This is a genomic window from Synechococcus sp. R55.8 (assembly GCF_047461895.1).
Taxonomy (GTDB): Bacteria; Cyanobacteriota; Cyanobacteriia; order Thermostichales; family Thermostichaceae; genus Thermostichus.
Genome location: NZ_JANSIB010000084.1, coordinates 1 through 13,813, shown reverse-complemented (window position 1 = coordinate 13,813; position 13,813 = coordinate 1). Strand labels below are relative to the sequence as shown.

Below are 13,813 nucleotides of genomic sequence, written 5' to 3'. Positions count from 1 at the left end.
CTGAGCTAGAATGCTGTCTATCCGTCTTGCTGCTCCCCCTGATGGACGACCCCCCTTTAGCCTCGGCGGCTACTTTCCCCAACACTGAGCTTTCGTGGGGAGATGCGTCGCTTAGTCTCCTTTGGGTCATCGGTCTTCTGGTCATCAACGCTTTCTTTGTCGCAGTCGAGTTTTCCTTGGTATCGGCGCGGCGCTCCCGCATGGTGCAGTTGGCGAGCGAGGGAAACCGCCAGGCGGCAATTGTGCAAAAAGCCCAAGAACAACTGGAATATGCCCTCTCCACCACACAGTTGGGCATTACTCTGGCCAGTGTATTGCTGGGCTGGATCGGGGCTACGCAAGTGGCGCCGACGCTGTTTCTGGCCTTGAGCCGCTTGGACTGGTTTCAGGGTGTGGATCCGGCCCTTATGCAGGGGGTGGCGGTGGTAGTGGTGTTTTCGCTGCTCACCTATTTTCAGATTGTGGTAGGGGAGCTGATCCCCAAGACTCTGGCCATCCTCTATTCCGAGCCGATTGCGCTGAAACTGGCCTGGCTCAACCGCTTGGTAAGCCGCTTCCTCCACCCTTTTGTCGAGCTGCTCCGCTTCTCCTCCCGCTGCCTGCTGCGCATCTTGGGCGTCCGCATCCCCGAGGCCACTTCCTTTTACAGCACCATGACGGTGGAGGAGCTGCAACTGTTGATCGCTTCCTCGGTGGAGTCGGGCAACATCGAGGCGGAAGAGCGAGAGCTGTTGAGCAACATCTTCGAGTTCGGCGAGACGGTGGCCAGCGAGGTGATGATCCCGCGTACCAGCATCGACGCGGTGCCGGAAACTGCAACGGTGCAAGAGGTGCTGGCGGAGGTGGCGGAATCGGGGCACTCCCGCTATCCGGTCTTTGGCGAGTCTTTGGATGACATCCGCGGGCTGATCCACGTTAAGGAGTTGATCGGCCAGTTGGCCAAGGGATCCATCGACCTCCACAGCCCCATCACGCCTTTTATCCGCGAGGCCCACTTTGAGCCGGAGAACAAGCCAATTGCGGAACTGTTGCCCGAAATGAGGCAGCACCACTGGCCGATGGTGGTGGTGGTGGATGAGTTTGGCGGCACGGCGGGCCTGATCACCATTCAAGACTTGGTGGAGGAGATTGTCGGCAAGCTCTCCGATGGCCCGGATCCCAACACCAAGGAGCCGGACATCCAAGAACTTGACGAAAATACCTTGCTCATCCAGGCTCAGCTAGATATTGAAGAGATCAACGAGCGCTGTGGCCTCAACCTGCCTCTGCACGAGGATTACCAAACGCTGGGGGGCTTTTTGATCTACCACATGCAGAAGATCCCACGTGCTGGGGAAAAGTTCACCTACCAAGAGATGGAGTTTCAGGTGGTGCGCATGGAGGGGCCACGGGTGGATCGGGTGAAGGTAGCCCGCCGCCCCGGCACCCCGGCAAACTCCCTGCCGCTGCTCCCCCCGGCGCAAACGGCAAAAACCCGTCCATAAACCTGCTGGAGAGGACTAGGCCGTTGCTTTGACCACCTTCAGGGTTTGTAGGCGCACATCCTCTGGGCCGTTGATAAAGCCGCCTGCCTCATGCACCAACAGCAGATAGTTCACCGCCTCTTGGGTCACCTCTTCTCCCGGCACCAAAATCGGGATCCCAGGTGGATAGGGGGAGATGATCTCGGCGCAGATATGGCCCATTGCTTCTTGGAAAGGCACCCGCTGAATGGGAGCAAAAAAAGCCTCCCGGGGCGATAGCCGTTGTGGTGGCAAGCAAGGACGGGGCAGTTGTGCCAGCCGCTGCATTTTTTCCATTGCCGCTCTGGATGGGCGGGATCCCTGAAAATGTTGCGACAGGGCGGCGAAACTTTCCACCAGGCGGTCAATGTCTCGCTGGGTATTGCCGATGCTGACAATGAAGACCACATTGTGCAGGGTGGACATCTCCGGCTGCACGTGGAAGTGATCGTTAACCCAGTCGTGAGCGTCGAAGCCGAACAACCCCAGCTCTGTCACCGTTACCGTGAGACGGGTGCGGTCGAAATCGAAAAAACCAGGGGTGGAGCCGATACGCTCTGGGCCAAAACAGCGCAAGCCGGGGATGCGGTTGAGACGGGCGCGGGCTTGATCTGCCAAAGCCAAGGCTTGGCCCAGCAGGGCTTCTCCCTCCAGTGCCATCTGCCGCCGTGCCACATCCAGCGACATCATCAGCACATAGCTGGGACTGGTCGATTGCAGCAGTTGCAGAATGTTGCGCACCCGGTTGGGGTCGATACGGGATCCCTGCAGGTGGAGCAGCGAGGCTTGCGTCATGCCGGAGATCACCTTGTGGGTGGACTGCACCACCAGATCGGCTCCGGCTTCCAAGGCCGAAATGGGCAATTCCGAATGAAACCCAAAATGGGGCCCGTGGGCCTCGTCCACCAATAGCGGTAGGCCATGGGCATGGGCGATGGAGGCCAAAGCCTGCACATCGCAGCAGACCCCGTAGTAGGTGGGGCTGACTACCAAAACGCCTTTGGCATCGGGATGCTCCGCCAAGGCCCCCTCCAAACCGGCTGGGGTAATCCCGTGGGCAATGCCCAGCTCCGGGTCAAAATCCGGCTCGATATAGGCCGGCACCGCCCCAGAGAGGATCACCCCGGCAATGGCGGATTTGTGGCAGTTGCGCGGCAACAAGATCTTGTCGCCTGGATCGCACACGGCCATCACCAGTGTTTCCACGCCGCAGGTGGAACCGTTGACCAAAAACCAACTGCGATCGGCGCCGTAGGCCGCTGCAGCCAGCTCCTGGGCCTCCCGGATCACCCCATCGGGGTCGTGGAGGTTGTCCACCTCTGGCAGCTCGGTCAGATCCGCCCGGAAGACGTTCTCTCCCAGAAAGGCTTGCAGATCGGCAGGGATCCCACGTCCCTGTTTGTGGCCTGGCGTGTGAAAAGGAGCCTTATCCAAGCTGCAATAGTGGCGGATGGCCTCAAACAGAGGTGCTCGCTCCTGGGCTTTGCGATCCAGCGAGCGCAAGCAACGAGAGGTTTTGGACAGATTGGACAGAACCACAGACCACTCCTCAACACACCAGGTGGGCATTTTGTGATTATCCATCCCAATGGAGGCTAAGTCCACCGCTGGCGCTTTTCCTGCTAGCCTGGGTTTTCAGGTGGCCTTTCTTCCTCTCCTGTATGTTTGAAAAACTGCCCTTCCCCCTGAGCACTCTCGTGTTGCTGGCCGGGGCTGCCGCCACGGCTTGGGGCTTTGCCCACTACAACGATCCCACCCTCAATCTCATCGGCCTGTTTGCCGGGATCCCCTTGCTGTTGGGAGGGATAACCATGAAGGTAGTGGAACTCAAGCCGGTACCTGCCCTGGCCGCCCCTTCTCTCGAGGTGATCCAAGCCCGCGCCCAGCAGGCCACGGAAATTCAAAAGCAAGTCCGCGCCGATATCACCAAATATAGCTACGGGGCTAATGCCCACCTGGAAGATGCCCTGGAGTTTCTGGGTCTGCGCGGCCCTCTGGAAGCAGATCTGCCCAAGGTGAGAGGGTACAGAGAAGAACTGCGGGATGGCCGGTATACCTTAGTGCTTCTGTTCGATTCCCCCAAGGTTCCCTTCCAACAATGGCAGGAAAGCTACCAGAAAAAAATGCAAGGCTTCTTTGGCCGAGATGTGGAGGTGCAACTGGGGCAGCCCCAAGAAAATCAGGTGGAATTGGCGCTTGTTGCCCGAGGTGGATCCCAGGCCACTTGAAGAAGCCATTAGCTGCTGAATGCAACTCAACGGATCCCGAAGCTAATGCAGCCAGTAACTCAGGACTGTCGAGAGTTAACTCATGAGGGGTGTGGGGAGCTATGGGTCCTGCGCTGTGCCTATAGTATCAGTGTTGGGAGGATGTCACGAAACTTGGCAGTTCGGCATAACCCTATTTTACGGATTGGGAATTTTACGGATTGGGAGGAAGACCAAAAGCAACATTATCATCCATAATGTAGGGCGTTAGCATGAAGACCACCTCATTGCGCTCGTTATTCACACTCTGAGAGCGGAACAAAGCACCCAAAAGAGGCAAGTCGCCTAGTAAAGGCACTTTTTGAACTTCAACGATGTCCCTGTCTTGAATGAGGCCAGCAATAATAAAGGTTTGCCCATCTCTTAACCTGAGCTGAGATGCTTCCAGCCGCCTTCTGTCGATGTTAAAAAGTTGAATGCCTGCAAAGTCTCCGCCTTCCAATACTTGAATGGGTACAGGAATAGAAATTTCCGGCTGAATGGTCAGGGTAACAAACCCATTGTCATCTATCCTAACTTCTGAGACGTTAAGGATAACCCCGGCATCCTCCCGCTGTAAACGCTGAGTAACGACTGGGGGCTGGTTTTCGCCCTGGGGTATGGTGATGGTTTCAACGTTAACGGGCACACTGGTTGCAATGCTAATTCGACTGGATCCGCCATCTGCCACCACAACTTTGGGGTCAGTTAGAATTTTTCCAGTTCCATCTCGTATTGCAGACTCCACTCTTAGAGCCAAAGACTGCTGCAGCCGGTTGAGAGTGTTAAATATTCCCGTGATGGATCCTGATGGGCTTTCAGGGCCGATAGAGCTTACCGAGGATCCCGCAGGTTGATTGAGCGGTTGACCACCAAACTTGGCGTCTCCCAAGGTTCCAAGGGCAAAGTTGCCAGATGCCCCTCCCAAGTTAACTGATAAGCTTTCGTTTTTGTCCAAGCGAATATCAACTGCTCTCAGGGAAATCAGAACCTGTCGCCGACGCACATCCAATTGGGCAATCTGAGCAGCCGCGATGTCCTGCTGCCGCGAGTTGCCGATCACCGTAATGGAGTTGGTGCGCTCGTCCACAACGAATTGGGCACCGGGAGCAACGGCGTTCAAAACTCCTTCCAGCCGACTGGCCAAATCGGTGGCGACTGCCTGATTCACGCGGTAATTGCGCACCAGGATCCCAGTCACCCCTGGCAGGTTTTGTCCAACAAATACGGTTTGGCCCCTTCGCTGGGCCTGCAACTGTTTTAGCCGCAAGATAAAGTTGAATGTCTCCTGTAAGGGCGAGTCTTGCACATCCAGAGAGATGGTTAGATCGGGTGGGACGTCGTTGAGCACCACATTCAACCCTGCTCGCCGCACCAACAAGCTCAGCACATCGCCCACAGGAGCATCTTTCAAGGTCAAGCTAATCCTGGCATTGGATCCGAGATCCACTGTAGGTGGATCAGGCAGGATTGTGCCAACGGCAATATCGCCAGCAGGAGGAGCCACAGCTCTCCCCTGAAAAGGAGATTCGGTGGGCAAACTTCCCGGCGGCAATTGAGGTTGGTTGAGCTGGCCCAGAGGGGGGACCTGAGAAATCACGGGTGCAGCAGGAACAGCAGGTGCAGGAGGAGCCGCTTGAGTTGTCTGCGGAGGGGCAGGGTTTTGAGCGACCGGTTGGGAGGCAGGGGCAGGAGCTGCGGGCTGAGGAACAGGAGCCACGGGCTGAGGTCGGTTTAGTGACGCCGGTTGGCCGGGCGCTGCTTGGTTGGACGAGGGTTGAGGGGGAACCGCCGCTAGGGGGGCCGGTGGGGCAGAGGGTAGGCCCTCAAAGTCGAAGACCAACTGCGTCGGGCTGCGCCGAGCCAGCAAGCCTTGGGGAGCTGCGGCCACACCGGCTATTTCTATCCGCACGCTGTCGTTGCTCAACTGCCGGGCCTCAATGAAGCGCACCCCCGGCAGGGGAGACTCTTGGCGATAGCGGCCCTGGCTTCCGCTCAATTGAGCATTGGTGATGTCCCCGATCCAAGATTGTCCCTGCTGGGTAAAGAACACCTGTGGGCGAGCGCCCCCTTCGGTGTTGATCTCCAACTGCATGCGGTTGCCGTTGGGCACCAGGCGGATATCTGTGATGCGGCTGAGGCGTTGCGGGTTTGCGGAGGTCAACTGTTGAGCGGCTGCCTCATTGACCCGGCTTTCTAAGGCCAATGGGGGCAGGGACAGGATCAAGCCCAACGCACACCCATAAGCAACTCGACGGTTCATCATCCTCACACCTCACTCCTTCACCCAGTCGTATTCTTGCTTCACCTCGCCACGGGTGCCTTTGGCCTCGTTCACCCCGTGCTTCCCTAATCAAAGCCGAAATCTCGGACTTTGCCACTACCTGTAGCCGTTTCGGAAGAAATTTTTCCCAGATCTTCGATTCGGCAACACTATCCGTGCTGAACCGGCGGTTGTTCCCGTCTTCTGAAAACCAGAGGGGATCCCGCACTGGCAGGATCCCCCCCTGAGTCAAGGCATGGCTGGGCTACTGACCAGGTGCCGTTTGCCCTTCAGGTGGAGGAGCAGTGCCCAACGGAACGTCTTTGTTGTAGATGTAGGCAATCAAATCAAAAGCAGCGTCCAGTTCCCCTGTGTCTTGAACAGGATTTAAGCTGATGTTGCTCACCCGGAACAGCGTGCGCAGACGTTCTATATCTCCCATCAGATTGATCAGCTCCGTATAGGGGCCACGCAGAGCGACACGGGTGGTCTGCACTTGGATGGCGGGAGCGATGATCCCAGGCACTTCCGGATTGGCCGAAGACGCTGGAGTCAGTGGAGAAGGGCTAAAGCTGCGCAGCTCGCTGTTGGGCTGCCCCTGCACCAGCCGGTTGAGATCCAGCAGTTGCGTGTCGGCATTCTCGGGAGTGGAGAGCAGGGCACTGATCTGTTCCCGCTCCACGCGAGCTCTCTCGACCTGATTGGGCACATCTTGCAAACTGGCAATCTGGCTCTTTATGTCCTGCAACTGGGTGGTTTTGTTGGCTACCTCCCTTTCCAAAGCCTGTACCTCCTCGATCAAGGGGCGAAGTTGGGTGAAGGCCAGAAACCCCGCCGCGCCTAGCCCTGTGATCCCGATTAAAAGACCAATTCGAATGGGGGTCAGCTCCACGCCCAGCAGTACCGGCGGCCCTGCCGGGGGAACCACCAGTTGTTCGTCGGGAAAACCTTCAACCGATCCAGTCATCAGTTCGCCTCCACTCGACGCAAAATGCGGATCTTTTCAACCAAGCCTATCGCTCCCCGCTGCTCCAGCTCGCGGGTAAATTCTGGGTCGGGATCCCCCAGGGTACGGATGGTTACGGTTATGCCGTAGGTAACGCTGGGCTCGGTTAGGTCTGTGCCGTCCACCCGGGAGCTGCTGTTCAGGACGGCGCTGGTCACAAAGTTGGAATCCAGCAGGGTGAGCAAAAAGTCGTTCACCAGGGGAAAGTCCAGCGCCCCTCCTTGGATATTGACGGTATCCCCGGAAGCGCTGATGTTGGTTATCCATACCCCCTGGCCGGGGATCTTGCGCCGCAGCTCTTCCAAGATGGCCGACCAAGGCTGGACGGATCTCAGAAAGGAGCGGAACCCTTCCGTTTGGGCGCGAATGGTTTGCAGCTCTTGATTGGCATTCTGCAGCTGGGACAACTCAGCATTGGCTGTGCTGAGCTCACTGTCAAGGCGAGCCCGCTCCGCCCTCAAGGTTTCTCTCTGGCGGGAAAAGCTGTCTTGGAAATACCAAAAAGCTCCCATCGCTACAGCAGCAACAGCAACCCCCAGGCCAATGGCCGGGATCCAATTCTGGGATCCCTCTGCAGCCTCAGCTGCGACTACTGCTCCCCCACCTGTTCGAGCTGTGGTGAGGACATCCGGCCTTTCTTTGAGGAAATTGATCTCCGGTGTGTACATCTCTTTAACCGCCTTGTGCGCTATTCCATCGGTTGGGCGAGCTTGCGCTGCCTGCTGCCGCTACTTGGTGTCTTCCCGCAGCGCCAACCCCAGGGCCACTCCCATTGCTGGGCGTTCCTCCAGGGGCAGTTCCACTGAATCCGGCACGACAATGTTGCCAAAGGGATCCGCCAACTCCACCGCCACGCTCAACGACTGAGATAAGAAGCCGTCGATTTGGCCGATGCTTGCCCCAGTTCCGGCCAGCAGTACTTTCACCACAGGCGAGCTGCTTTCTGTGCTCGTAAAGAAGTCGATGGAGCGCTTCAGTTCATCCGCCAAATCGGAGACAACGCGCGTTACTGCTGCTACACCGGGATTGCTGGGCGCTGGCTGTTCTCCCGTGGCCAAAATATCGGTGGGGTTGAGTAAGGGTAGCCTCAGAGTTCGCAACAGGTCGCCGGTGCGGCTAACCGGCAAATTCAGGGACTGGGCCAGCACCTGCCGCATGTGGATGGTGCCGATGTTGACGGTGCGGGTAAATTGCGGGATCCCGTTCACCAAAATGCTGATCTCGCTGCTGTCGTAGCCGATGGAGCTGAGCAACACGGCCTCTTGGGGGCCGTACTGGGTTAGCTGATCGCGGATGGTGCGAATGAGGGAGAAGCTGGCCAGCTCCACACAGCGCACCTGCAAGTTGGCCACCTGCAGCACCTCCAGGTAGTTGTCCACCACCTCTTTGGGGATGGCCACCAGCAAGACTTCGATGCGCTCAATGCCATCCTGGGAAAGATCGAGACCCAAGGGCTGGTAGTCGACATCCGCCTGATCCCGCGGATAGGGAATGTAAAGTTCGGCCTCCTGCTCCAAAACCACCCGGCGCAGCTCATCGGCAGGTAGGTCGGCAGGCAGGCGAATGAGACGAACGATGGCCTCCCTTACGGGCACTGCTGTGGCTGCCGGCAGGTTGGTGGGCACTTTGTTTTCATTGAGCAAATTCATCAGGATCAAGCCAACTGTGCTCGGATCGAGGATGCGCCCTTCGACCATCGCCCCTTCCGGCATTTCCACGCTGTGGTAGTGGGCCAGACGATAGCGACCATTGCCCTGCTTTTTCAGTTGGGCAACGGCGATGCGCTCGGGGTTGATGTCCACCCCAAGCATGGTTCGGGTTTTGGAACCACCAAGAAAACTAAACACGCCGGGAAACCCCGCCCTTTGCGCTACTGCTAGAGGCATACTACCCAATTTGTAGGTGGGTTACCACTGTTCGCCATTGGCCGCGGGGAAATCCTTGTCTGGGCCGATCCCTCCCTGCCAGCCGCAAGTGCAGGGCTTGAGCGGTGTTGGAAATTCGCTTGACTCAACGGGTCTGTTGCCGCGCCCACTCACGGAACTGTTGTAACCGCTCACAACCCTTCTTCCTCGAGGGCCTGGACGTTTTGCACAATCCGGGAGAGCTCGTTTTTCTCATCCACATTGATGCGGGTCGGGGATCCGCTGATAATGCGCTCGTAGCCCCGGAAGGAATCGCGGATTTGGATGCCCGCGTTGGAGATCAGGTACTCGCGGATCCCTTTGTCGTGCCAGGATCCCCGCATTTTGAAGACGTTGAGGGCGCGGGCCATCTCTCCGCGGATCTCCACGTATTGCAGCAGGATAATCGTGTCGGTGATGGTGGAGATGTGGGATTCGGTGATGGAATGGGATCCCATGAATTGGTCGGTGGTGTTGGTGAAAAAGCCGGTGATCTCCTCCTGCTTGGCCAGGCCAGTTACCCCGATTACAAACTGGCGGAAGGCATTTTGGCTCACTCCCCGCGCCAGGGCTGACAGGGAGTCGATGGCCATGCGGGAGGGCTTGAAGGCCATCATCTCGGTTTTGATCTTCTGCAGGTGGTCTTCCAGGCCGGCAGATTCTGGGTAGGCGCAGATGATCTTGAGGAGGCCCTGCCGCTCGAACTCTTCCAGGTCAATGCCCCAGGAGGAGGCGTTGCGGGACAGCTGCGCCCGCGACTCTTCGTAGGCAAAGAGAATGCAGCGTTCCCCATCCAGGCAGCCCCGCTCCAGGAATTTGCTCACCAGCGAGGTTTTGCCCGTGCCGGTGGCGCCGGTGGCCAAAATAATCGAGTCCTTGAAGAAGCCGCCGCCGCACATTTCGTCCAGCTTCTCGATGCCGGAGGAGACCCGCACGTTGGAGGAGCGCTGGGTCAGCTGCATGGCTCCCAGGGGGAAGATGTTGATCCCGTCATTGGTGATGGTGAAGGGATATTCCCCCTTCATGTGGGTGGTGCCCCGCAGCTTCAAGATCTCGATGGTGCGCCGCCGTTTCTCTCCTTCCAGGATGTTGCGCAGGATCACCACGTTATCGGAGACGAATTCCTCTACGCCGTAGCGGGCGATGGGGCCGTACTCGTCGGTGCGCTCCGTGGTCATGACGGTGGTGACGTTGGCCTGCTTGAGGCGGGCCGTCAGGCGGAACAGCTCCCGCCGCACCACACCGGCAGGGTCGTACTGCTGAAAGATGGCCGTCACCGAGTCGATGGAGACCCGCTTGGCTTTGTATTTGCGAATGGCGTACTGGATGCGCTCGATGAGGGCCGACAAATCAAAGTTGCCGCTCACCTCATAGCCTTCGGGATCGGGGGAGGCATCCAGGATAAACAGTTGGCCCCTGTCGATGAGGGCCTGCAGATCCCAGCCAAAGCTGGAGGCATTGCGAATGATATCGGCGGGGGTTTCCTCAAAGGTGACGAAGATCCCCGGCTCTTGATACTTCACGATGCCGTTGTAAAGGAACTGCATGGCAAACAGGGTTTTGCCGGTGCCGGAGGTGCCGCTGACCAAGGTGGTGCGTCCCAGGGGTAGCCCACCGTGACTGATGTCTTCAAAGCCCTCAATGCCCGTCTGTTTTTTGGGGATCCCTCGCAGCTCTGAGAGATCCGCCCGGTGGTTGTCTGGGGTTGGTTCGGTGGAGTCCTCTGCGGTGTTATCTTGTGGCTTTTCTGGCTCAGAAGGCCCCAATGACTGGTTCATCCCACTCTCCTTGCTCCTGCAGCCTGTCTCAAGCCTCTTCGTCCAATTCTTCGTAGAGCAGATCCAGGCCGATGAGCACTTTCTCGCGGTTGGACAGATCGCCAATAATCTTCCGCACCGGTGGCGGCAGGATTTTGGCCAAGGTCGGCGTTGCCAAGATCTTATCTTCCTCTGCCAGTTGCGGATTTTTCAAGACATCGATCACCTTCAGGCTGTACACGCCGCGGAACTCCTTTTCCAAGATGTCTTGCAAGGTGCTGAGGGCACGCAGAGAATTGGGGGTGTTGCCCGCCACGTAGAGCTTGAGAACATAGGCTTTGCGAGTGGACATATCTAAGGATCCCTTGGAGCGGTTTTGGGAATGGAGCGGCGGTACATTTCGCTCAGGTGGGCCATCACATCGATCAGGGTAAGGCGGTAATCCAGCAGGATCTCTTCGCTGCGGCCTTCCAGCTTCAATTGTTTGGCAAAGTCTTCCATCAAGTTCATGTGCAGCTCCAGCAGTTGAGCAGCGCCGATATCGGCAAAAAAGGCCAAGGCCACCAGTTCATCGATGCGGGCATTGGCGGTTTCGGGAGACTGAAAGTATTCCAGGACAATCGCCTGGTAAAGGCCGCGCAGCCGTTGCATCAAAGCTCGCTGCTCGTGGGGCGGAAGGCGGCGATAAAACAGCTCCGGGTCACGATGATAGTACACTCCGGCATAGCTCAGCCGTTCTCGCAATTTCTCCGCCAGCCGTCGCTGTTGTTGGTTGCTGTAGGCCAGGTAGGGCTGATCGCTGGGATGCACTGGGCCCTGCGGGAGGCCGCAAGTGGGAGACATCTGCAGAAACAAGGCGATGGCCCGATCCACCAGCAGCTCCAAGACGGAAGGGGATCCCGAAGCGGTACAGTCGGCCCGCACCTGCCCCTTCAGCTCCTGTGGCGAAATGGGACGGACGAGGGTGGCGTTGTGGTAGAAAAACTGCTCTCGCTTGAGCAATGCTTTCACCAAAGATGAGGTGGCAGGGATCTCTCCTTCCGTCTCCGGTGTTTCCTTTTGCAGGTGGGATTCTTCCAGCACAATCGCCAACACCGTCGGCAGCAGCAGTCCCCACGCGCAGAGCTGATTGCCCAGATCGTGCAGCTCTTGCAGCCGAGTGGGATCCACCAGGAGCACCAAGCAATCGACATGGCCGTCTTGTCTCCTGAGAGCCTCTAGGAAGGTAGCTTGATCCTGAAAACACTCGACAACAAAGCGTTCAGGGGGTAGCCAGTCCTCGCAAGCTAGGGGCTCTCCTGCTGGCGGCTCCCAATCCAGCAACAGGTTGATGCGCAGTGGATGGGTGTCAGGCAACAAGACAAAGGATGAAGATATATTTCCTATCTTAAATCTGACCGGGATCCGCGCTCACCGGCCAGAGGAAAAGAGCGGGAGAAAAACCTAAACTAGGGGTGAGTGAGCTGCTGCCGAGATCCCTATGGTGCCCCTGATCATCGACTGTGACCCTGGCCAAGACGATGCGGTGGCTCTGCTGCTGGCTATGGCGTCGCCAGAAGAGCTGCAATTGCTGGGCATTACCACGGTGGCTGGCAATGTCTCCTTGGACAAAACCAGCCGCAATGCTCGACAGATCTGTGAATTGGCCGGTCAGCCGCAGATGGGGGTGTATGCCGGCTGCCCCCGACCTCTCTTGCGCCCTCTGGAAACCGCCGAGCAGGTGCATGGCAAAACCGGGATCGACGGAGCGGATCTGCCGGAGCCCCAGATGCCTTTGGGATCCCAGCATGCGGTGGAGTATCTGATTGAAACCCTGATGGCTGCCCCTGAGCCGGTTACCTTGGCTTTGCTGGGCCCGATGACCAACTTGGCAGTGGCCCTGGTGCAGCAGCCCCGGATTGTGGAGCGCATCCAGCGGCTGGTGTTTATGGGGGGATCCGCCTTTGAGGGGAATGTTACCCCGGCAGCCGAGTTCAACATCCTCACCGATCCCCACGCCGCCCAGATCGTGCTCAGCGCCGGGATCCCGGAGGTGGTGATGCTGGGCTTGCACGTCACCCAACAGGTCCTCAGCACGCCGGAGCGGATTGAGCGCATCCGCGCCCTGGGCACCCGCGTTGGGCAGACGGTGGCCAATATGCTCACCTTTTACGGTAAGGTCGACGTAGAACGCTACGGGCTACCGGGAGGGCCATTGCACGACCCTTGTGTGATTGCCTATCTGTTACAGCCGCAGTTGTTCGAGCTCAAGCCCTGCTACGTCGAGGTGGAAACGGCTAGCCCCTTGAACCTGGGCCGGACGGTGGTGGATCGCTGGGGATCCAGTGGTCGCCTCGCCAATGTTCAGGTGGCTTTTGGGGTGGATGCCCAGGGGTTTTACCACCTGCTCACCGAGCGCCTGGGCCGTTACCGATAATTCTGATAGTTCTGATCCTTGAGGCCAGATCCGAAGGTGGAGAATCCCAGCGCCGTCCAACGTGCCAAGCTGGAGTGGGTGAACCTGCCCACCGCCGTCACCCTGCTGCGGCTGGCAGGGATCCCTTTTGTTTTGCTGGGCCTGAGCCTGCGATCCCCACTGGGGGAGAGGTTGGCCCTCTGGGCGTTCCTGTTGGCGGCGGCAACCGATTGGCTGGATGGCCATTTGGCCCGCCGTTATGGCTTGGTAACCGATATGGGCAAGTTTTTGGATCCTCTGGTGGATAAGCTGCTGGTGTTGGCGCCGCTGCTGGGCCTGCTGGAACTGGGGCGGATCCCCGCTTGGGGCGTGTTTTTGCTGGTGGGGCGGGAGCTGGCCATCGCCGGCTGGCGGGTCAACCAAAGCCAAATCCGCGGTGCCAATTTCTGGGGCAAAGCCAAGACGGTAACCCAAATCCTGGCCATTGCTTTGCTGATTTTGGGGTGGCCGGGAGGGATCCCTTGTTTTTGGGTGGCGGTGGTTCTCACCCTGATCTCGGGCCTGACCTACCTGCACACCGATCATCCCCATCATGCGCAGTCACCCGGCAGGCCATAGCCCTTGTCAGATCCCCCCGCCCCTCGCCGACAGAGGAGACACCCCACCTGAGCAGCGCATCCTCGGTCTAGATCCAGGTCTGGGAACCATGGGTTTTGGTTGCATTCTGGCGGGATCTGCGG

Annotated in this window: 12 protein-coding genes; 4 read left to right on the top strand and 8 right to left on the bottom strand. The window is 58.3% G+C overall.

The features are described from left to right. On the top strand, positions 1–1,484 hold a 1,484-nt coding region (locus NW829_RS09210; protein WP_414416932.1), incomplete at its 5' end, for a hemolysin family protein. Between the two features lie 15 nt (positions 1,485–1,499). Here NW829_RS09210 and NW829_RS09205 read toward each other — a convergent pair. Further along, a complete protein-coding gene (locus NW829_RS09205; protein WP_414416931.1) occupies positions 1,500–3,041 on the bottom strand; it encodes an aminotransferase class I/II-fold pyridoxal phosphate-dependent enzyme in 1,542 nt (513 codons plus the stop codon). 122 nt (positions 3,042–3,163) lie between these two features. Here NW829_RS09205 and NW829_RS09200 point away from each other — a divergent pair, with 122 nt between their 5' ends. Beyond that, a complete protein-coding gene (locus NW829_RS09200; protein ID WP_414406707.1) occupies positions 3,164–3,730 on the top strand; it encodes a DUF2854 domain-containing protein in 567 nt (188 codons plus the stop codon). Between the two features lie 193 nt (positions 3,731–3,923). On the opposite strand, the gene NW829_RS09195 is transcribed toward NW829_RS09200, so the two are convergent. The 7 genes from NW829_RS09195 to NW829_RS09165 form a co-directional block, all read right to left on the bottom strand. Next, entirely contained in the window at positions 3,924–6,011 is a 2,088-nt protein-coding gene (locus tag NW829_RS09195; protein WP_414416930.1) for an AMIN domain-containing protein, read from the bottom strand. Positions 6,012–6,276: 265 nt separating this feature from the next. Then, the gene (locus tag NW829_RS09190; protein ID WP_414350594.1) at positions 6,277–6,978 is read right to left on the bottom strand and encodes a hypothetical protein; all 702 of its coding nucleotides are present in this window, start codon (positions 6,976–6,978) and stop codon (positions 6,277–6,279) included. Beyond that, positions 6,978–7,685: a PilN domain-containing protein gene (locus tag NW829_RS09185; RefSeq protein WP_414329097.1), complete on the bottom strand. Its 708-nt coding sequence runs from the start codon at positions 7,683–7,685 to the stop codon at positions 6,978–6,980. The genes NW829_RS09190 and NW829_RS09185 overlap by 1 nt, the downstream gene beginning before the upstream one ends. A 60-nt stretch (positions 7,686–7,745) precedes the next feature. Further along, positions 7,746–8,828 carry a type IV pilus biogenesis protein PilM gene (pilM, locus tag NW829_RS09180; RefSeq protein ID WP_414416929.1) on the bottom strand — a complete coding sequence of 361 codons (1,083 nt, stop codon included), beginning with the start codon at positions 8,826–8,828 and terminating at the stop codon, positions 7,746–7,748. 245 nt (positions 8,829–9,073) lie between these two features. Further along, positions 9,074–10,699 (bottom strand): circadian clock protein KaiC, encoded by a 1,626-nt coding sequence (gene kaiC, locus NW829_RS09175; protein ID WP_011432142.1) that lies wholly within the window; start codon positions 10,697–10,699, stop codon positions 9,074–9,076. Between the two features lie 28 nt (positions 10,700–10,727). Further along, a complete protein-coding gene (gene kaiB / locus NW829_RS09170; protein WP_011430723.1) occupies positions 10,728–11,030 on the bottom strand; it encodes a circadian clock protein KaiB in 303 nt (100 codons plus the stop codon). A 2-nt stretch (positions 11,031–11,032) separates the two neighbouring features. Beyond that, complete coding sequence (locus NW829_RS09165; protein ID WP_414357426.1) at positions 11,033–12,037, bottom strand: circadian clock protein KaiA; 1,005 nt, start codon at positions 12,035–12,037, stop codon at positions 11,033–11,035. Positions 12,038–12,158: 121 nt separating this feature from the next. Between NW829_RS09165 and NW829_RS09160 the strand changes: the two genes are divergently transcribed. Together NW829_RS09160 and pgsA are read left to right on the top strand one after the other, a co-directional pair. Next, entirely contained in the window at positions 12,159–13,094 is a 936-nt protein-coding gene (locus NW829_RS09160) for a nucleoside hydrolase (RefSeq protein WP_011432144.1), read from the top strand. A gap of 78 nt (positions 13,095–13,172) precedes the next feature. After that, a complete protein-coding gene (gene pgsA / locus NW829_RS09155) occupies positions 13,173–13,691 on the top strand; it encodes a CDP-diacylglycerol--glycerol-3-phosphate 3-phosphatidyltransferase (protein ID WP_414329287.1) in 519 nt (172 codons plus the stop codon). The last annotated feature ends 122 nt before the right edge of the window (positions 13,692–13,813 follow it).

Coding starts and splice junctions, on each gene's coding strand:
- NW829_RS09160 (WP_011432144.1), top strand. CDS start 12,159: ATGGTGCCCCTGATCATCGACTGTGACCCTGGCCAAGACGATGCGGTG.
- NW829_RS09195 (WP_414416930.1), bottom strand. CDS start 6,011: ATGAACCGTCGAGTTGCTTATGGGTGTGCGTTGGGCTTGATCCTGTCC.
- kaiC (WP_011432142.1), bottom strand. CDS start 10,699: ATGAACCAGTCATTGGGGCCTTCTGAGCCAGAAAAGCCACAAGATAAC.
- pilM (WP_414416929.1), bottom strand. CDS start 8,828: ATGCTTGGGGTGGACATCAACCCCGAGCGCATCGCCGTTGCCCAACTG.
- NW829_RS09200 (WP_414406707.1), top strand. CDS start 3,164: ATGTTTGAAAAACTGCCCTTCCCCCTGAGCACTCTCGTGTTGCTGGCC.
- NW829_RS09190 (WP_414350594.1), bottom strand. CDS start 6,978: ATGACTGGATCGGTTGAAGGTTTTCCCGACGAACAACTGGTGGTTCCC.
- kaiB (WP_011430723.1), bottom strand. CDS start 11,030: ATGTCCACTCGCAAAGCCTATGTTCTCAAGCTCTACGTGGCGGGCAAC.
- NW829_RS09185 (WP_414329097.1), bottom strand. CDS start 7,685: ATGTACACACCGGAGATCAATTTCCTCAAAGAAAGGCCGGATGTCCTC.